The sequence below is a fragment of the Terrimonas sp. genome (assembly GCF_003075435.1).
Lineage (GTDB): Bacteria > Bacteroidota > Bacteroidia > Chitinophagales > Chitinophagaceae > Agriterribacter.
In genome coordinates this window covers 40,673-59,086 of sequence record NZ_QCZJ01000012.1, presented here as the reverse complement: position 1 = coordinate 59,086, position 18,414 = coordinate 40,673, and the positions used below count along the sequence as shown (strand labels likewise).

Sequence of the window (18,414 nt, the reverse complement as noted above, 5' to 3'; positions counted from 1 at the left end):
ATTGTTCATCCCAAAATTGCTGGTATATGTCAACCTCACCTTTGGCATCAGGCAATATATATAATGCATGCATTGCCTGCATTTTGTGCTGATCGTTTACAATTGAAACCAATCAGGACGCAGATATAATGAACATATATGAAAGTTCTAAATCCTGTTCACGATTAGTATGTGTTCACGAATAATGAACAGGAGAAATTTATGGACAGAAAACAATGCTTTACTTACGTCCCAACCGCTCCTTCATCTTCAAATACAGCACATAATCCGCATTTAACAGTTCCAGCAATTTCTCGTAAAAATAAAAACTGTTTGATCTGTCAATTTCGCTAAAATCATTGGTATCAATGTGCGTAAGGGTACATTTAAACATCTCCCACAATATATCATGTGCCCGGCCGAGCCTGTAATTATCAAAAAAATCATAGATGATTTTTTGTGGACGCTCTACCGCATCTTTAGAGAGATACCAAAGTTCTTCTGCTGATATGCGATCCTGGTTATTATCCCTGTGCATGCCACTATTGTTTTAAATGGTTAGAATTTTTATTATAGATTTTAAAAGATAACCGCACCAGGCATAGCAGGTGTTGATAAAAGAATACCAGGTTGCCTTTATAGCTTTCATTTATGCCTTCGTAAGTAATTACAGCATCCAGTAAATCCAGCAATTCCATTTCCAGGTACCCGGGATCAAAAGTGTTACAAAATTTGTTAAGGAAAAAGAATGGATCGGTGTGTTCACCCTTAATTAAAGCATTAGCTGTATCTTCTTTTTCTGTTGCTTTCTTTCGGTGTTTTGATCTGCCCTTTGCCAGTTTATTTTTATAAGCCTTATTACGGTATATAGCATGCCAGTGATCTGCCAGCTTTTTCAGCCAGTCGATCACGTCCATAAGATCTTCCCTGCTGTTAGCTTCATCATACGAACTTTGGTCGTTACACAAAGCAAGCCGCTGCCACTTCTCTAAGCCAGTGCTGAAATCTTGCGGGTTACAGGTTTGGAATACCTTATGTAGTACATGAGTGGTTTTCTTTTTGCCGTCAACCAAAAAATCAAATGGCTTCCGGAAGCGCTTCCGTTTATGAACACTGTTTTTCATGCTGTTGTGTTGTGAGTGTTAGCCTGGTGATCATTTGCCTGTGTGTATTGTATTTTTAATCCCAACAGGAAAATACTTCCAGGAGCGGCGACCTTTACAATGCTGTCTGCAATTGCATGTTGGTATGTGGCGAACCCCGCACGGCAATGCTTATATGAAGTTGTTGTGCTCATAGTTATGCCTGTTGAGATAGTTTACGCCCCGGTTTGTGGAACCATTGTTTAAACCAGTAACGATGCTGCTTATCTCTCCATTTGGCATAGAGGTCAATCATTTTCGTCTTACCATGGCGGGGAAACAGCATACCCATGGCATTCATTTCTTTGAACATGGTGCGAAGCTCAGTTTCTGTGTAATGTCGTTGCCCATAGCCGTGGGCGATAAAATAATTGATAAGATGTTCTTTTGCCAGGTCTCTGTCTTTGCTTTTCCAGCTGGCACAGGCGAGGTTATCCATAAAATCAATGAGCATATCACGGGGAGGAATATCTGTTAACCTGCACAGCATAAGGAACTGGTTGGGAATGATGAACTCATATTGTGCATTGCGGGCGTAAGCCCCGGTTTGCCATTTGAAATATAGTTTGGATCTTTGTTTGGTGTTGATCTTTTTCATCTAAACTGTTTAAAACAAGGATAAGTAAAGCCTGTCCACAGCACAAAAAGCGCTATAGTTGGTAATTAACCTATACAGATCACCATTACCGGTAGTGATAATAGGAATTACATTTCGGGGGGTATTGCTGACCTGAATCTATATAATAAACTGCTAAGAAGTGTCCCGGTGCTTCATTGTTGTGACAGATAGCGTGATAATAGTTATAGAAAATCAAACACAATGTATGACCATTCCTACAATTTAACAAGCCTGTGTGTAAGTATTTATATATTTTTTTACTTTCATTCCGTTAATGTTTATAGAAAATCTTAATAATCAATGACAAAGCTGGGAATATATCTGGCTCAAAAGTCGGTGAACAAATCTGAGGTGGCGCGCAAAACCAGTATTTCGAGGGCGCGGATAAACGAGCTTACACTTAGTGGGCGCAGCCATTTAAGAGCGGAAGAACTATACCTGATCGCCCTGGCTATTGGTGTACCGCCTGCAGATCTGCTGGAATATATCTGTGGTAACCTTACACTTAATACACAGCTCACTATCGCTGCTGAAGACCCGGTGCCTTTTAAAAAAGATGTGAAAAGAAAAAAATAATACGGGTTAATAATTAGGGCTTGCTGTTTAACTCCCGGCATTTATTTTTTTAAGTTTTTACCAGTAACCGGGTTAGCCGCATCTTTTTGTCTGGTTTCGCCGAAGGCGAAATTGAAAAAATGCGAAGCATATTTTTTCAAAAGACAAAAAGCAGCGGCGTTCCGGTTACGCAGCCCGCCGGCTGTGGAGGCAAAAAAAGGTTCGTAAAATTTAATTATGCCGAAACAGCTGCATGGTTTTTGAAAAATTTGATTCAAAACCCTTGCAGCAATTTAATAACCAAAGCATGAATATACAATGACCTTTATCAGCATATCACCAAAATGGAGTTAAACAGCAAGCCCTAATTAATATTATGTAATACCATTAAACGCCGTATAATACTGTGGGGTATTTGGTTTAACCTTTATAAGTCGCCGGTGTTTGCAATTTGTTGCCGGTTTCGAACAGCCGGTACTTCTTTTTTATGCAAATGTTTTTGAAGCAAGAGATTGGTACAAAACCAACCGGCAAAAAAGGGCTTCAATTTGAACCCCCGAACTTTCCCCATTCTGCCTTTGCTCCAATAATTTGGTGGGATGGCAATTTCAGTATTGAGATTAGTCCGGTTGGTCGCGCTGTAACAATACTGAATGTAGATAAGGCTTGTTCAGTTTTTACGTGCGTCCTCTTACTCACAGATCAGTTTAATGGAACATGCAGTAATTATTACTTAATTATATAACAGTGGGTCGCTTAATTTTTTATTCAAAAGTCATGGAAATTAACAGGATCAGGAACCAGATTATCTCATACGATTGAAACCATCATCACCACCATAATACCTGTAAACCGAATTTATCTCTCCGGATTTTAGCATCTTTTTTTATCTGTGGGTGGCTCCGCAATTGTTGCATGATACTGCTGCCGATTTAATTCCTGCTGGAAATGCCGGGATATAATATAAATGATAATATTCCCTGAAGACCTTAATTGACAGATCAAATGCTTTACAGTTGGGACAAGCATGCCCATGATCTGTATATTTTTTAATTCTGCCTGCTTTTTTGCCGTAGATAATAAACATGAAAGTGTTTTATTAAATAGTGATCAGGGTTAATGTACGGTTGGTAAGCGATAAAAATAAACAATGAAAATAATTATAACTTACAAATACGAAAACAGGTTTGTGACAGATCATCAAAAGTTAACTCGCGATGCTACTTCTCCTGTGATGATTGTACGACACATTCTGACAATATTTTTTTCAGTTTTGGAACTTGGAAATAGTCATCAGAAAAAATACTCGCCAATGGTTATTTGTCCATTCAATCTGTCAACAATAGAATTGCTTGCCATCTCGGGGTCAATATACCTGAAGCCGGCTTTTGAAGACAAGCCATCTTTCAGTTTTTCCTTTAGCTTCTCACTGATTATAATTTCGTCAACCGGTGTTTTGGGCTTTAAGTAATTGCAAATCCAAAGTCAAATAAACTTAAACAAGAGGAAATAATTAAATTTTGATGGAAAATTGCTAATAGGCACATTCAATTGTACGGAGAAGTTATTGCCCAATTGGCAAGAGGCATTTGAATTAATAATTGAGTCATAAAAGTGAAATAATAATATTTCACACACTCCTCGTATGAGCATTCTCCGGCGCCTTAACAAAACAGCTATTGCCATTCTGCACATCCACGTTATACAGTCTTAGGGTTGATAAAAAGCGCTGTACAAAGCAGCAGGCATATCTCTTTGAAATAACAATATACCAACAGGTATTTTATTGCTCATTGATAGCCTTACAGAAATTGTATTGCACCTGAAAAAAACTTTACCCCGGCTTTCAAAAACTTTATACGTTTACAAAATATTACTAAATTGAGAACTCAATTAATCTTTAGATTACCTCCGATACCGCCAGTATATTGTTGCTGGTCTAAATTGTATTTACTTTTTTAGTTTCAATGCGCCATTTCAAACATATATTTAGTACCGAATGAAAAAATTTTTACCTATTCTGTTTATCATCAATCTTTATACGGTAAGCATATGTGCCCAGGTAAACACTTCAGACAGCCTTTCGCTTGTGCAATTTTACAGCAGAACGGGAGGAATGGCATGGTCGCAGCAGTACAACTGGCTAACCGGCCCGGTTGCAAGCTGGCAGGGAGTTACATTAACAGGTGACCGCGTAACAGAACTACGCCTGCCAGGCAATGGTTTAACCGGAAACAATTTTGGAGGGGCACTCAACCAGCTGTCAATGCTTGAGGTTATTGACCTGTCGGACAACCAGTTGAGCGGTAATATACCTGATACTTTTTATTTCTCTCTTAACCTGGCTGAGGTTAATTTTTCGCATAACAACTTTACAGGTAAATTTCCAAAATCACTAAGCACCCGAAACAGCTTAATAAAGGCAGACGTTAGTTATAACCAGTTATCGGGTAAAATTCCTGAAGGGCTTTGCAGCCTTTCCGGTATGCAGGAATTAAAGCTCAACAACAATAGTTTTACTTTTGAAGGAATGGAATGCATTGCAACAGTAACAGGTTCCAGTTATAATAATCAACAAAAAATAAACGCTGATAAAAAAAACAATATACTTACTGTAAGTGTGGGAGGAACAGCAGTCAACAACACCTATACATGGTATAGGGATAGCGACATCTATGCAACGATCTCCGGGGATTCTAGTTTTGCTATAACAGAAACCGGAACTTATTATGTAAGCGTAACTAATATTGTAGCTACGCAGCTTATACTGGAGAGCAACCCAATAATAATAGCTCCTATCCAAAATACAGATAGTCTCGCCCTTCTTGATATATATTCAGCTTTGGACGGCAACAACTGGACGGATAATACAAATTGGCTGTCCGGAACCCCTGCCGCTACATGGTCTGGGATTACTGTAGAAAACGGGGAAGTTACAATGCTGGATTTAAGCGACAGAAACCTTAGTGGTGAAATAATGCGGAATAATAAAAACGCAAATCCCAGTAAACGCATAATGGGATTGTCTGATGCTTTGCAAAATCTTACAGCATTAAACTGGTTATCACTTGCCAATAATAATCTTAGCGGAAATATCCCTTCTGGCATTGCAAACCTTTCTAATCTTACTTATTTATCATTAAAAAGCAACTCGTTCAACGGTGCCATTCCTCAGGGAATTTGCGATCTCAATAATCTTACTACAATAGATATCAGCAACAATGCATTTAATTTTGACGGAATGGAATGTATCGGGCAGAAACAGGGAGCGATATATGACAACCAAAGAAACTTAACCGTAACCAACAAAAATCCCAACCTGGCTGTAACAGCCGGAGGAACACTTGCTAAAAATACATACACATGGTATAAAGACAATATCCTGCTGGAATCACGTACAGGAGATTCCACACTTACTATAACAACATCAGGCACCTATTATGTTGTTGTTACTAATACAGATGCAAGCGGGTTAAGTCTTATAAGTTCACCGTTATCAGTGTCTGAAGTATTACCGCTGGAATGGATTGGGTTTACGGCGCAATCGTGTTCAGGAAACATCTGCCTGACATGGATTACACAAAATGAATATAATACCTCCCATTTTGAAGTTGAAAAGAGCAGTGATGGTGTTAATTTCAAAAAACTTCATGCTGTTATTTCTAAAAACAGTAGCAGCAAAAACGAATATAGCTACACCGACATGAATCCCGAAGAAAAATATGTTTATTACAGAATTAAGCAAACAGATAAGGATGGGAAATACACCTACAGCAAAACTGTTCTGATCAATAATGCAGCGCCCCATTCATTACAATTTTATCCTAATCCTGCAAACGACTATTTTATTATACAGGGCGTTCGCAAGTCCTTTAAAATAATTATATATAATTCTGCAGGGCTGGTAGTAAAACAGGAAACAGGTGTAAAAGAAGGAATTCCTGTTTACATTAACAACCTGAATCCCGGTGTTTACATTGCTAAAATTATTGACAGCAGTAATAATGAAATAATCCTCAAGTTGATAAAACAGTAATAAACCTGTTTCTACCTCTTTGATGCTATATTGAAATTGAATATTTCAGGATTTTCAATTGCTTTTACAATGAAATGGATAGTTGATTACGGCTATCCTATTCAAATAGCTGCCTGTCGCTTTATTTTTATTACCACAGCAGTGGTCAGGTGATTTTGCCACATACTTGCAGAAAAACAAAGAAAGGAAATCGACAACATCAAAAAAATTTGATTGAGATCACGGTATTCAATTGAAGTGCGGGTGTTCCCGAAGATCTACTTCATATATGCTTGCGACTTCTTCATATGTAGGACATATAGCATCCGAGTCTTCTTCAGGAAGTTTATAATCTGAAAGATCAATGCGAACAATGATCTTTCTTTTGATATGATCTCATAAATATTTAATCGTTTTTTATTTCTTATTAAAGCAGTAGCGGATAAAAACAGAAGATGTGCCGTCAGCATGTACCCTATTGGTGCGATAAATAACTTTAACGGGAAATCGCATGACTTATACAATTTGTGAGACACTGCAAATCAGTTAAGTCTGGTTAATTAAGAATCTTTCGAAAGGCCGGTAAGAAAATTGACTTTGTAAACTGATGACTACTTATTCATTAATGTCATATTGCATATGAATCTTAATACCAAAAAGATTTGCTTCAAGCTAAAAAATCTGCTATAAAATGTTAAAGGAGCGATCGACAAATCTACTCCTTCCTGCCATAAAGCAACAGACGTTTGAAAGCATATATAGCAGGAAACTTCTTAAATGCTTTTTCAATGCGACCGTTATATTCAGAAATAAATATTTCCTGCTCATTTCCTGACATTCTTTCCAAATAAGGAATCAATGAAGAACCCGAAATGAAATCAAATAATTTTTGCGGGCTATCTGCAATGATGGGATATACTTTTTGTATGATCTGAATTTTACTTAATCCACTATCAAACATAATCTGTGCATATTCATCAATGCTTAACACCGGCGACACCCTTTTCCAGACTTTCAAATAATCTATAAAAGGGTTTTCCTGCACAAGTTTTATCAATAATTGATTGAGCACATTTTCGTTCTGCACCGGCATCTGTACTGCCAGTTGTCCGTTAGTATTGAGTTTTGAAATCAGGATGGGAAATAATTCTGCATGGTTATCTGTCCACTGTAAGGCCGCATTACTGAGAACCAGGTCCCATGACGAATCATTTTTCGCAAACGCCTCAATAGTTGAGTTTTGAAATTGCAATTTTTCGTTCGCATATATTTCCGAACCTGCAAGCATTTCATCTGAAGAATCAATACCTAAAAAAGAAGTTCCTTCAAATTTTTCAGACAAGATAGCGATTTGTTCGCCCGTGCCGCATCCTATATCCACTGCATTTCTTATCCCTTCACCAGAAATCATTTCCATCAGGTCAAAAAAAGGCTGATACCGTATGTTTTTAAACTGATTGTATTTCCCGGAGTTCCACGGCATACATTGTTGTTTATAAATGATAAAACTACTATTATAAAGAAAAAGTCTCCCCCAATTCCAGTATTTTCAGTTGTCCGCTAATCGCGTTGTCGTGATTAAGCTTGTTCAGTATAACTTCAGGCTCTCCCATAGGTTCATCTGCCGAATCAAAAGTACCGTAATGAAAAGGGATCATCCTTGCGGCACCTAATGCATTAAAAGCCTTAACGGCATCATACGGGTCCTGGTGGTGCTGGCCCATGAACCATGCAGGAGAATAAGCTCCGGCGCCAATAAGGGCAACATCTATTTTTGGAAATAATGTTCCGATTGTATGGAAGTGCGAGCCATGCCCCGAATCTCCCCCGAAGTAAATACATCGTGTGGCGGACTGGATCATAAAACTGCCCCAAAGCGTTCTGTTGCCATCAAAGGGATTTCTGTTGGCCCAGTGCCTGGAAGGTAAAAATGTAATCGTCAATGCGCTGTCTAATCTGTATTGCTGATACCAGCCTGCTGAAAGAATTGGATTGTTAACCCATTTTGAAATGAGCTGATCCAGTTTCAACCCCACCAGTATTTGAGCGTGGGGATTATTAGCGGATAATAATTGGAGGCTCTTTTTATCGCAATGATCATAGTGCGCATGCGAAACAAGAATATAGTCAACATTTAAAAATTTGCCCGGTGCAACCGGCAATGCCGAATATCTTTTCACAATGGGCAACCTACCAAACATCGGATCAATCAAAATACGGATACCAGACAGTTGAACAAAGAAACTGGCATGCCCCAACCATACAACTTTATCAGCAGGGTCATTCAACCAATCTTCATTGCTTCGGACAGCTATACGCCAGCTATCTGCTTTCTTTTCCTGTCTTTGCGGATTTCTCTGGAACATATATTTCAATACCTCTCTGAAACTAATCACTGTTGGGCTTTCCGCGTAAATGAACAGCCCGTTTTGATCCAGTGGAGTACCTGGCCAGCCCGGTTTAATAGTAACCAATCCGGGATTTGAAGTGTAGCTTTTAACTACAGGCTTTGTTTTCTTTTTAAAAACCATTTTAGTATCAATAATATTGTAAGCATTTTATTCAGCTATAAAAGTTATATCAATAACTCAGCTGTTCCCGGACAGTTGGCTGGGAGCTAATCCAAACTGCTTTTTAAAGGCAAACGAAAAATGCGACAGGTTTTCAAAACCAACCTCATAGCATACATCCAGGGGTTTTTTCTTTTTTTCCGTAAGCTGGTAATGCGCAAGCTCCAACCGCTTTTGAGTAAGCCATCGTTGTGGTGTTGTGCTGAAGGCTTTTTTAAAATCCCGCTTAAAAGTGGTGAGGCTTCTGCCGGTGAGGTAACCGAATTTTTCCATAGGCAGGTTGAACATGAAATTCTTTTCCATGTAATCAACTAGGTTGATCTTGCCCGGCTCCTCAAAGTTGGCAAGCACCTGATCAATTTCACTGTTTAATGTTCGGAGAATACTAATGGCTTCCGTAATCTTAATCGATGCTATATCCTTAGGTATATCCTTCATGTCAAAATAAGGCATGAGCGAAGCAAGGCAGCTTTCTAATAAAGGATGGTTGCTGAAACTATAGATTTTAGGCGATTTCAGCGGATTGGATTTAACGTTCCTGCTGGCATAATAATCCCTTAACAGATCTACCGATAAATGCATCACTACTGTTTTATGCGGCTGGCCGTCTTTAGGATAATTGATGATCGTTGCCAGCTGGTTTCTTGGGATCAGGAAAATATCTCCCTTTTTGAAAAAATAAGTGGCATCTGCCTGAACGATCTTGGTTTCCCCGGAAAGAAACCATACCAGCATGTGGTGATCAAACATAATGTCTGATTTAAAAAATTTATCCTCGTAGCTGGAGAGCTTTATATCTTCGGTAATATACCGGGCTTTGTAATCCATAATTTTATTTTTAAAGAAGTCAGTAAGGCAAAAATAGAAAATTGCATACAGTTTGCTTTGTTTAAAAGGCCGTAAGCCGGGGAAGGGAATTGCGGTAATTCCCCTTCCTCATGAATGGCTTTTGGATCGGCTGGCCGCTCAGCCCGGTCTTATTCATGATCTTCGTGGCCATCGGCTATCAGTTTATGAAGCCGGTATAGCGATCGTTTTTATTTCGAGATATTCCTCAAATCCGGCTACACCATTTTCACGCCCGATGCCAGATTGCTTGTAACCGCCAAACGGTGCATTGGCAGAAAAGAAGAACGCGCCATTTACATTCATCGAACCGGTGCGCACACTACGGGCTACGTGCATAGCACGTTCAAAAGAGGCTGATACAACCGAACCGGACAGTCCGTAGATGGAATCATTGGCGATACGGATGGCATCTTCATCATCATCGAACGGAATGACCACCAAAACAGGACCAAATATTTCTTCCTGTGCAATGCTCATTTTATTATCAACGTCGGCAAAAAGTGTCGGCTCAACGTAATAACCTTTTGCGCGGTCTTTCGGTATACCACCGCCTACAACCAAGCGTGCACCTTCGGCTTTACCTTTTTCAATGTAACCGAGTACATTCTTTCTTTGTATTGCGCTAACCATAGGTCCCATAATATTTTTCGTATCACACGGGTCACCATAAGGAATATTGTGAAAGATTTTTTCCAGGATGGTTATCGCTTCTTCATAACGGGAAAGTGGAATGAGCAATCTTGAGTTTACAATACAACCCTGACCGGCATTGGCACACACAAAGGCAGCAGCCGGAAGTGATTGTTCGAAATCTGCATCGTCAAGAATAACCATTGCAGACTTACCTCCCAGTTCCAGTAATGTTTTCTTGATTGTCTTCGATGCATTTCCCATTACACGGCTGCCGGTGGCTGTAGAGCCTGTGAATGAAATAACATCCACACGGGAATCTGAAGTAAGCAAAGAACCGATGTTAGCGTTAGGGCTTGATGTTAGTATATTGAGTGCGCCGGCGGGCAGGTCGGGACATTGCGAAGCTACACGGCCAATCATGGTAGCCGCCCAGGGCGTGTTGTTGGCGGCTTTTAGTACAACGGTACAACCAGCTGCCAATGCAGGAATGATTTTTTGCAGATTGGTTTGTACAGGAGCGTTCCAGGGTGTGATAGCGACAACAACACCGGCTGCTTCTTTACGTATAATACGTTTTGCCGGACCGCCCATTGGCGAACCTAAATCCTCGATTTCTTCTTCAAAGGCATAGCTGTTCAGCAATTCCAGTACGTAGTTAATGTCTGTTACCGAACTGTTGAGCATTGCTCCATAAGTAAAGGCAAGGGGCACACCACTTTCTGCCACCAATTGGTGCCGCCATTCATCGGCAACGGCTAATAATCCGTCACGCAACTGAACCAATGCCCTTGCGCGTTTTGCAGTATTGGTTGACCAGTCTGTTTCATCAAAACAACGTCTTGCGGCAGTCAAAGCCAGGTCTGCATCTGCTGCGTTGGCAGCAGCCACTTTTCCTGCAACTTCTTCGGTTGTGGGGTTGATGACATCGTAAGTCTCACCGCTTACGGATGGTGTGAGTTTACCGTTGATAAACAACAATTGCTCCGGATTGATTTTTTTTAAATTTTCCATTTTTAAATTTTTTAAAGATTTTATACAAAGAGATTCCTGTTCGTGCTTATGCACGATTTTTGTTTTTTGATTTAAGTATTAATAGAAAGAAATGCTATAGGCTGTGAGATGAAGCGAGTATTACAGATTGAATTTTAAACCCGTCATTTTTTCAGTAAGCGTCCAGAGTTTTTTTGCACTGGCTTCATCGAGTGAATAAGGATTTACGCCTTTTTGGTTGGAAATATCTGTACATAGCGAGGCAATATCTGCATCTTCGCAATAAACGCCGCCAATATTATTTAATAAGGGAGATGTTGCACACCATACTGTAGTGGCAGCGCCCTGCGGAACTGTTTTTAAGGAAGCTGCTATTTCAGGAAACATTTTACCGTTTTCATCAACAAAACCCATTTTCTGAAATAATTCTAACGGAGCCTCTCTTCCGAGTTCTGTTCCGCCAATGGAACCGGGATGCACAGCGTATGCTCTTACATTATAATCACGGCTACGATTGTTCAGCTCCATTGAAAAAAGATTGACAGCCGTTTTGGATTGTCCATATCCTTGTAAGGTTTCATATTCCCTGTGCAGGAAATTGGGATCTTCAAAATTGAAGGGGGCGAAATGGTGCCCATGAGATGAAACATTCACAACTCTGGCGCCTTTTGCTTTTTTCAGTGCGGGCCATAACCTTGCGCTAAGCTGAAATTGCGCCAGGTAATTGGTTGCCAATTGTGATTCGATGCCGCGATCATCCCTGCGGAGCGGCACCCACATAATACCAGCATTGTTGATAAGTAAATGAAGTGGTCTGCCTGAAGCAAGAAATTTGTTTGCAAACGCATCAATAGATGCCGGCGACATTAAGTCCATTGCCACTATTTCTACATTGGTAATTCCCGCCAGATTATTCTTCGCCTTTTCAATGTTTCGTGCAGGCACAACAACAGTTGCACCGGCCGCCGCAAGCGTGCGGGTAGTTTCCAGTCCAATGCCTGTGTTACCGCCGGTAACGATGACAATTTTACCTGTAAGATCAATGTTTTTAATTACATCATTGGTTGTTGATTTTGCGTTGAAACCCGAACCTGCTGGTTGTTGTAAAGCTCCCTGGTAATTGTTCTGTTCCATTTTTAATTTGTTTTGTTGGAACAAAAGTAGAAAGCCTCAAAGCCGCCGACTTTGTTTAAAAGCCCTAATTTGTTTTGTTTAAAAGACCATTGGGTCATACGAAACGTAAATCGCTTGTTTAACTGCAAATCAATCTGTAAAACATATCCTTTTATGATAGGAAAAGCACTGTCGTATTCCATGAAGTGTTGGGAAAACTAACTCTAATCACTAAGGATAGTCGCCTGGAGATCGACAACAACAAAACTGAAAATGATATAAAACCTATTGCTCTTGGCGAAAAAGAATTTCCTGTTTGCCGGACCTCATGAATTAGCACAGGCATCCCATGATCTATTCGCTATTGGCTTGTTGTAAACTTAACGAAGCTGAGCCTATGAGTTGGCTTACACATATACTGAAAAAATTCCGAAAAAGCATCAACGATATCGAAAATCTGCTGCCTCAAAAGCCCTAACCTCACATGGTCGGATGGATACGAAACAGCTACCGGAACCCGCCGTAAATGAGTTCGAGCCATCATCTCACTATAACAACAAAGACGCTGATAAACAGCGTCTTTAAAATTTGCGGACCGGACGGGATAGTTCATTCCGACCATTCCTATTTGAAAATCAGTTGATTACTTTTTCAGGTCTACTTTTGGGTCTACTAAAAGAGCAAATTATAACGCATTTAACGAGTCCTTACATCGCTTAACGTTGACGGGATAAAGTTAACCATCTTTTCAAAATATTATAAAGAGAAGGGCTAAATTATCGCCCGCAAAAACCATGTGATAACATATTTCAGCAACTATAACAGATCATAAATTTCCTTTTCGATCAATATATCTTCTATCACAATAGATAGGTTATCACATGGTTTTTGCGGGATGCCAACGCCGTTGCAGTTGTTGGGTTGGATAATAAATGCTTATCGGCGGCGGCAGGCGGTTTATTGAGAAAATCCTTTCAACAGTTTTTCAAGCCAAATTTTCATCATTTCAATATCGAAAGATGTTTCCTCCTGCATTCTTCTTAAGAAGGGACTAGCTTGTCCTTTTTTAATTTCGTCAGCTAAAATATTTTTAATTCTGGTACATAAGGTATGATTATCAACGCAGACCTTTTTCATTTCTCTTCCTATTACCATAGCAGCAATATCTGTTAGTTCTAATTCCTCCTCTGTAATAAATAAATCACTGTGATGATTATAGATCAGGTCTGATTGCAAATGAAAGAAATCCCTGATGATACCAGCTATATCCCTGGGATCTTTAGCTCTGCGTTCCGGCCTGTCATCATAGGAAATCAGTTTGAGTAACACTATGGACGAAAGTGTAGCGGCTTTGAATGAATATTTATCCGCTATATCTGTTTCCTCTGTTCCTGCCTGGTATACTTCTTTAAAGCCATTTACCTTTATGCTGGTCATACCTTCTCCTTCCAGCACTACACTATCATCAATTTCAATATCGCCAAAAGGTAGCAGATCAATCTGAATACCTGAGGGGCTGATCAATACGAATGCATTTTGCCTTGTTTCAGTAAATCCTTTCTGTTGCAATGCAGTTCTTACCTGTTCATATTCCTTTTTAGCCGGAATCAAAACAGCGAAATCAACATCCCGTGAAATCCTCGATTGAAGTTGCCCCTTCTTATACCAATAATCACGTGCAATGGCGCCGATCAAATAATAATCAATGTTATGGGCATGAAATACTTCTCCCAATAGTGCAAACAATTCCTCCAGTTCCTTATCATTGATATGCTTCAACATGCGCTTTTAAATATTGGTCATAAATTAATTGCGCTGCCTCTGCGCATCTCGGATCATCAGTAAGAAGCAAGTCAGTATATACCAAAAGCGGTGGCACACAGTCGAGAAAATCTTTGTAATGTTGTTCGAGCCAAAACTGCTGGTATAGATCAACTTCACCTTTAGCATCAGGCAATATCTGAAGTGCACGCATTGCCTGCATTTTATGCTGGGGGGTATACAATTGAAACCGCTCAGGACGCAGGTAGTTGGTTAATATATCTGCAGCAGGTTCTCCACCCCATAAGCAACCTGCTTTTTTCATATCCAGTTTTTTCCAATCATGCTGTGGGTTATTTACTTTATTCCATGTATATGTTCCTAATAATAAAGTGGGTCTTAGTATTTCCCGGTAGCCCACCAGCCAGCGCTCCAGTAGCCCAGCTATATTTTTGAGCCGGATATTTTTCTTATCAATGTCAAAAATAAAACCTGCTTCACGCAAGCCATCCATAATATACTTGATATTGCCTAAGGCAATATTTGTATCAGCAGCCAGCTTCCGGTAATTATCGTTTACAGCTTGCGGATGATTTAGCAAGTGGAAAACAGCTTTGAGTCCTGTTTTCATAAAAGCCCTGTTGGCTGTAGCTTTTTCTATTTCAGCAGGATTTTTGCCGTCAATAAAAATCAACAAATCTCCATTCCGGATAAACGCATTGCCATTAGCTTCAAGATAATTGATCTGCTTTTCCTGTAGTGCTTTCTTTACACCGGCAGGTATATTGGCAGTAATTACCAGCAATGGTTCGGTAGCCTTAGGCTTTTTTATAAATGTCGCAATATGATCGTGGCGCAATGTTTCTTTCAATACAACAGCAAATGGGTAGTTCTTTTTATTATAATTAAGTTGCAGCAGCCCGTCTGCGTCTCCACTTACATAGACTTTCCATTTCCCTTTTATGGGAGTTTGTTCACCCAGTTTATCCAGCGCTGCTGTTACTATGTGTTCTTTTTTGTTCACTTTTTGCATTGTGTTCATTTTTAATGAACAATCAAATATAATGAACAAAAGTGATATTCTCCAAAATCTGTTCACAAAAATTACGTGTTCACTAATAGTGAACGGCAGAAATTTGTGAACATTTGGTGCCTGTGGGAAAGAAAAGTTAACTGATAAAGTAAATATTAATAGAGTTAAAAATAATCACTGCATGGCTATAAAGCAGACTAACTGTTTGCGATATTATTGTACAGTAATTATTTTTTCAGCGCATTAATTATTGCCTGAAATTTTCCAGCCCTGCTCCAGGTTTTCTACAATTTTTTCCGCCAGCTCATCGGGATCAGGCAGGTTGTCTAAATCGGCCAATGATTTGTCTTTAATCCAGGTAATATCCAACGATGTTTTATCTCTTGCAATGATTCCATCGTAATAGAACTTACACCCACGTCCCTCGGAATTTTTTTCACTGAAAGTTTCTTTTCTCTTACGGCGATTTAAAGGATTATAGCAATTGATGAAATCCTGAAGGTCTTCCTGCTTAAGCGGATTTTTTTTGAGGGTATGATGAATGTTAGTACGATAGTCATACACCCATACCTCTTTTGTTCAGGGGCTTTTGCTGGCTTCCTTACCATACCAAAATAACACATTTGCCTTTACACCATCGGCATAAAAAATGCCGATTGGTAAGCGAAGTATGGTGTGCAGATCAGTTGTTTCCAATCGCTTTTTGCGAACTGTTTCACCAGTGCCGCCTTCAAACAATACGTTATCGGGTAAAACTACTGCTGCATGGCCTGTTGTTTTGAGTATGCTTTTAATATGTTGTACGAAATTGAGTTGTTTGTTGCTTGTAGTAACCCAAAAACCCTGATGATTGTATGTAAGGTCTTTTTTTTCCTGCTCACCTTCTTCGTTGGTAAATGTCATGCTGCTTTTTTTGCCGAAAGCCGGATTGTCCAGCACATAATCATATCTTGTTTCTGAAGAGGAGATCAGTGAGTCATTTGGCGAAATCAACGTATCGCCGTCTATATCGCCAATATTATGCAGGAACAAATTCATTAATGCCAGCCTGCGTGTACTCGGTACAATTTCGTTGCCGGCAAATGTTTTAAATTTCAGGAATTGCTTTTGTACTTTATCCAGCGTTGTATTTTCTGTTAACCAATCGTATGCCGCCAGAAAAAAGCCACCGGTACCACATGCAGGGTCTGCAATCGTTTTATTAGGCTCGGGGAGAATACAGGCAATCATAGCTTTAATAGTTATGAAACATTAAAGATTTTCGATAACGTCCTTATAGCCCCTACCAATAGGGATCGATATTCCATTCACTTCAACTGATTCTGCAGTATATGATTCCAGTTTATTAATTGAAATGATAAATGAGCGATGGATGCGTTTAAAACAATGGTCAGGTAAAAGGGTTTCTATTTCATGTGTACTCATTCGTGATATAAATTCTTTTTTTTCCGTAACCACTTTTATATACTCTCGTTGACTTTCTATGTATAATATTTCAGAAAATAGAATTTTAATTTTTTTCTTTTGAACAGTGAGAAACAAATAGTCTTTCACTTCATTTGCCTCATTTATGGGAAGGCTATTGTACTTAGTAACTCTTACTTTATTTACGGCAGTTAAGAAGCGTTCAAATTCAATAGGCTTAAGGAGATAATCTGTTACATCCAGGTCAAATCCCTCTACAGCATATTGGTGATAAGCAGTAGTAATGATAACTGCAGTTTTTTTTGTAAGTGTCTTTAAAAAAGCCATTCCCTTTAGTTTTGGCAGGTGAATATCTAAAAAAATCAATTGCACTTCATTTGTACGTAACCATTCTGTCGCAAGTATGGCATCCTTAAAGCTGCCCTCTAATTGCAGAAAGGGTACTTGTGCAACATAGTCCGATAATACTTTAATGGCGAGTGGCTCATCCTCTATTATAATGCATTTTATCTTAGACATTGCTTGCTAAATTGATTCGTAATGTTGATGTAAAAACAGCCTTCTCATGCCCTACTGTTAAATCATAATCTTTATAGAGTAGTGCTAATTGCTTACGCAGGTTAGAAAGCCCGATATTTTCTTTCACTTCTTGTGCAGTGGTAGTTTCTTCTATTGAGTTTTTTACTGTAAACAATAATTGCTGTTGCTTTACTTCAAGATTAATATCTACAAAAGGCCTAGTTCTAGTTTCCGAAACGCCATGTTTAAAAGCATTCTCCACTAGTGGAATAAGTAGCAAAGGTGGTATGGCTTGTTTTGAAATTTCAATATTAGTATTAAGTGTGACGAGTAGCGAATCGTCATAGCGGAGTTTCTCAAGGGCAACATAATCAGAAATTATCTTCAACTCATCATCGATGGTTATAAAGTCCTTCCCAATTTCATACAGCATAAACCGCAAAATTTTGGATAGCCGTAAAATTGATTCAGGAGCCAAGTCATTTTTATCCCTGGCTAATGAATAAATATTGTTTAAGGTATTAAATAGGAAATGTGGATTTGTTTGGGCTTTCAGATAGTTTAATTCAGCTTCCTTTTTTTCAATTCTCAATTGATTGTTTTTTTCTCTGAGCCTGATGTTGTTGTATATATTCCGCACTATTGTAAAAAAAATGATACAGGCAATGCTAAATTGAGAATGAATTGCCACTCCCTTCAAAAATGTGTGTTTGGGCGCATAATCTATATAAATACCCAATTCTATCCATAGCTGGCGCCAACCATACAATCCAAATGTATAAAATAGGATTGCTATAAACAGGAAGAAAAATGCACGCTGATTATTTTTACATGGCCATCGGAATAAACGTAAAATTTTCTCAAATAATATATAATTAAGAATTGTAAGATAGCTAATCAGGAAAATGCTATTAATAACCCTGCGTACAAAGGTATCCCGGTATTCAAAAAATTCACCGAAGGAATACAATATCAAATAGCCCAAGCCAGTGTACAAGTACAATCGAACTAGCTTGCTATCTATTTTCTTATTCATTCCTCCTTTTGTTTAATAAAATTACCCAAAACCAGCTTATTCGCTTACAAAGTCTGTGAATGGAGGATCGGCATCAATAAACTACTGGATTATGTCAATCAACCGCTTTGAAAATAGAAGTATTCTCTTTCATTTTACCTCATAGCGGTAATTTGTCTTTCTGTTTACAAAAAAC

General features: G+C 39.0%; 19 protein-coding genes. 5 read left to right on the top strand and 14 right to left on the bottom strand.

Going from position 1 to position 18,414, the window contains the following annotated elements; translation table 11 throughout:
• Positions 1-220: 220 nt before the first annotated feature.
• From DC498_RS14165 to DC498_RS14155, 3 genes are all read right to left on the bottom strand, one after another.
• A complete protein-coding gene (locus tag DC498_RS14165; protein ID WP_116874828.1) occupies positions 221-517 on the bottom strand; it encodes a hypothetical protein in 297 nt (98 codons plus the stop codon).
• Positions 518-521: 4 nt separating this feature from the next.
• Positions 522-1,103 (bottom strand): hypothetical protein, encoded by a 582-nt coding sequence (locus tag DC498_RS14160; RefSeq protein ID WP_116874827.1) that lies wholly within the window; start codon positions 1,101-1,103, stop codon positions 522-524.
• A 175-nt stretch (positions 1,104-1,278) separates the two neighbouring features.
• Positions 1,279-1,719, bottom strand: a complete 441-nt coding sequence (locus tag DC498_RS14155) for a hypothetical protein (RefSeq protein WP_116874826.1) — start codon at positions 1,717-1,719, stop codon at positions 1,279-1,281.
• Between the two features lie 321 nt (positions 1,720-2,040).
• On the opposite strand from DC498_RS14155, the gene DC498_RS14150 reads away from it, so the two are divergent.
• The 3 genes from DC498_RS14150 to DC498_RS14130 all read left to right on the top strand — a co-directional run bounded on the left by DC498_RS14150 (position 2,041) and on the right by DC498_RS14130 (position 6,331).
• Positions 2,041-2,316, top strand: a complete 276-nt coding sequence (locus tag DC498_RS14150) for a helix-turn-helix domain-containing protein (protein WP_116874825.1) — start codon at positions 2,041-2,043, stop codon at positions 2,314-2,316.
• 1,129 nt (positions 2,317-3,445) lie between these two features.
• Positions 3,446-3,766: a hypothetical protein gene (locus tag DC498_RS26000; RefSeq protein WP_133176857.1), complete on the top strand. Its 321-nt coding sequence runs from the start codon at positions 3,446-3,448 to the stop codon at positions 3,764-3,766.
• A 528-nt stretch (positions 3,767-4,294) separates the two neighbouring features.
• On the top strand, positions 4,295-6,331 hold the full coding sequence (locus DC498_RS14130; protein WP_116874821.1) for a T9SS type A sorting domain-containing protein: 2,037 nt from the start codon (positions 4,295-4,297) through the stop codon (positions 6,329-6,331).
• A gap of 694 nt (positions 6,332-7,025) precedes the next feature.
• Here the strand turns inward: DC498_RS14130 and DC498_RS14125 are convergent.
• From DC498_RS14125 to DC498_RS14105, 5 genes are all read right to left on the bottom strand, one after another.
• A complete protein-coding gene (locus DC498_RS14125; RefSeq protein ID WP_116874820.1) occupies positions 7,026-7,793 on the bottom strand; it encodes a methyltransferase domain-containing protein in 768 nt (255 codons plus the stop codon).
• Positions 7,794-7,824: 31 nt separating this feature from the next.
• The gene (locus tag DC498_RS14120; RefSeq protein ID WP_116874819.1) at positions 7,825-8,841 is read right to left on the bottom strand and encodes an MBL fold metallo-hydrolase; all 1,017 of its coding nucleotides are present in this window, start codon (positions 8,839-8,841) and stop codon (positions 7,825-7,827) included.
• Positions 8,842-8,898: 57 nt separating this feature from the next.
• Complete coding sequence (locus DC498_RS14115) at positions 8,899-9,708, bottom strand: helix-turn-helix domain-containing protein (protein ID WP_116874818.1); 810 nt, start codon at positions 9,706-9,708, stop codon at positions 8,899-8,901.
• Between the two features lie 183 nt (positions 9,709-9,891).
• Positions 9,892-11,373, bottom strand: coding sequence for an aldehyde dehydrogenase family protein (locus DC498_RS14110; protein ID WP_116874817.1), 1,482 nt, complete (start codon positions 11,371-11,373; stop codon positions 9,892-9,894).
• Between the two features lie 120 nt (positions 11,374-11,493).
• On the bottom strand, positions 11,494-12,486 hold the full coding sequence (locus tag DC498_RS14105) for an SDR family NAD(P)-dependent oxidoreductase (RefSeq protein WP_116874816.1): 993 nt from the start codon (positions 12,484-12,486) through the stop codon (positions 11,494-11,496).
• Between the two features lie 185 nt (positions 12,487-12,671).
• On the opposite strand from DC498_RS14105, the gene DC498_RS26800 reads away from it, so the two are divergent.
• Together DC498_RS26800 and DC498_RS26795 are read left to right on the top strand one after the other, a co-directional pair.
• Positions 12,672-12,797, top strand: a complete 126-nt coding sequence (locus DC498_RS26800; protein WP_370443910.1) for an IS66 family transposase — start codon at positions 12,672-12,674, stop codon at positions 12,795-12,797.
• Positions 12,798-12,814: 17 nt separating this feature from the next.
• Positions 12,815-12,943, top strand: coding sequence for a transposase domain-containing protein (locus DC498_RS26795; RefSeq protein ID WP_116874813.1), 129 nt, complete (start codon positions 12,815-12,817; stop codon positions 12,941-12,943).
• A 479-nt stretch (positions 12,944-13,422) separates the two neighbouring features.
• On the opposite strand, the gene DC498_RS14085 is transcribed toward DC498_RS26795, so the two are convergent.
• The 6 genes from DC498_RS14085 to DC498_RS14065 all read right to left on the bottom strand — a co-directional run bounded on the left by DC498_RS14085 (position 13,423) and on the right by DC498_RS14065 (position 18,239).
• Complete coding sequence (locus DC498_RS14085; protein ID WP_116874812.1) at positions 13,423-14,247, bottom strand: nucleotidyl transferase AbiEii/AbiGii toxin family protein; 825 nt, start codon at positions 14,245-14,247, stop codon at positions 13,423-13,425.
• Positions 14,228-15,259, bottom strand: a complete 1,032-nt coding sequence (locus tag DC498_RS14080) for a type IV toxin-antitoxin system AbiEi family antitoxin (RefSeq protein WP_165813841.1) — start codon at positions 15,257-15,259, stop codon at positions 14,228-14,230. Before DC498_RS14080 ends, DC498_RS14085 begins: the two co-directional genes overlap by 20 nt.
• Positions 15,260-15,502: 243 nt before the next feature.
• The gene (locus tag DC498_RS26415; RefSeq protein ID WP_206197627.1) at positions 15,503-15,823 is read right to left on the bottom strand and encodes a hypothetical protein; all 321 of its coding nucleotides are present in this window, start codon (positions 15,821-15,823) and stop codon (positions 15,503-15,505) included.
• Between the two features lie 15 nt (positions 15,824-15,838).
• A complete protein-coding gene (locus DC498_RS14075; RefSeq protein ID WP_206197622.1) occupies positions 15,839-16,489 on the bottom strand; it encodes an HsdM family class I SAM-dependent methyltransferase in 651 nt (216 codons plus the stop codon).
• A gap of 21 nt (positions 16,490-16,510) precedes the next feature.
• Entirely contained in the window at positions 16,511-17,203 is a 693-nt protein-coding gene (locus tag DC498_RS14070; protein ID WP_116874810.1) for a LytR/AlgR family response regulator transcription factor, read from the bottom strand.
• Positions 17,196-18,239: a sensor histidine kinase gene (locus DC498_RS14065; RefSeq protein WP_116874809.1), complete on the bottom strand. Its 1,044-nt coding sequence runs from the start codon at positions 18,237-18,239 to the stop codon at positions 17,196-17,198. The genes DC498_RS14070 and DC498_RS14065 overlap by 8 nt, the downstream gene beginning before the upstream one ends.
• Positions 18,240-18,414 lie beyond the last annotated feature (175 nt).

Excerpts from the sequence above, each read along its gene's own strand:
- DC498_RS14165 (WP_116874828.1), bottom strand. The coding sequence starts at position 517 with ATGCACAGGGATAATAACCAGGATCGCATATCAGCAGAAGAACTTTGG.
- DC498_RS26795 (WP_116874813.1), top strand. The coding sequence starts at position 12,815 with ATGATCTATTCGCTATTGGCTTGTTGTAAACTTAACGAAGCTGAGCCT.
- DC498_RS14075 (WP_206197622.1), bottom strand. The coding sequence starts at position 16,489 with ATGATTGCCTGTATTCTCCCCGAGCCTAATAAAACGATTGCAGACCCT.
- DC498_RS26000 (WP_133176857.1), top strand. The coding sequence starts at position 3,446 with ATGAAAATAATTATAACTTACAAATACGAAAACAGGTTTGTGACAGAT.
- DC498_RS14125 (WP_116874820.1), bottom strand. The coding sequence starts at position 7,793 with ATGCCGTGGAACTCCGGGAAATACAATCAGTTTAAAAACATACGGTAT.
- DC498_RS14070 (WP_116874810.1), bottom strand. The coding sequence starts at position 17,203 with ATGTCTAAGATAAAATGCATTATAATAGAGGATGAGCCACTCGCCATT.
- DC498_RS14150 (WP_116874825.1), top strand. The coding sequence starts at position 2,041 with ATGACAAAGCTGGGAATATATCTGGCTCAAAAGTCGGTGAACAAATCT.
- DC498_RS14160 (WP_116874827.1), bottom strand. The coding sequence starts at position 1,103 with ATGAAAAACAGTGTTCATAAACGGAAGCGCTTCCGGAAGCCATTTGAT.
- DC498_RS14120 (WP_116874819.1), bottom strand. The coding sequence starts at position 8,841 with ATGGTTTTTAAAAAGAAAACAAAGCCTGTAGTTAAAAGCTACACTTCA.
- DC498_RS14130 (WP_116874821.1), top strand. The coding sequence starts at position 4,295 with ATGAAAAAATTTTTACCTATTCTGTTTATCATCAATCTTTATACGGTA.
- DC498_RS14155 (WP_116874826.1), bottom strand. The coding sequence starts at position 1,719 with ATGAAAAAGATCAACACCAAACAAAGATCCAAACTATATTTCAAATGG.
- DC498_RS14110 (WP_116874817.1), bottom strand. The coding sequence starts at position 11,373 with ATGGAAAATTTAAAAAAAATCAATCCGGAGCAATTGTTGTTTATCAAC.
- DC498_RS14085 (WP_116874812.1), bottom strand. The coding sequence starts at position 14,247 with ATGTTGAAGCATATCAATGATAAGGAACTGGAGGAATTGTTTGCACTA.
- DC498_RS14105 (WP_116874816.1), bottom strand. The coding sequence starts at position 12,486 with ATGGAACAGAACAATTACCAGGGAGCTTTACAACAACCAGCAGGTTCG.
- DC498_RS14080 (WP_165813841.1), bottom strand. The coding sequence starts at position 15,259 with ATGCAAAAAGTGAACAAAAAAGAACACATAGTAACAGCAGCGCTGGAT.
- DC498_RS14115 (WP_116874818.1), bottom strand. The coding sequence starts at position 9,708 with ATGGATTACAAAGCCCGGTATATTACCGAAGATATAAAGCTCTCCAGC.
- DC498_RS14065 (WP_116874809.1), bottom strand. The coding sequence starts at position 18,239 with ATGAATAAGAAAATAGATAGCAAGCTAGTTCGATTGTACTTGTACACT.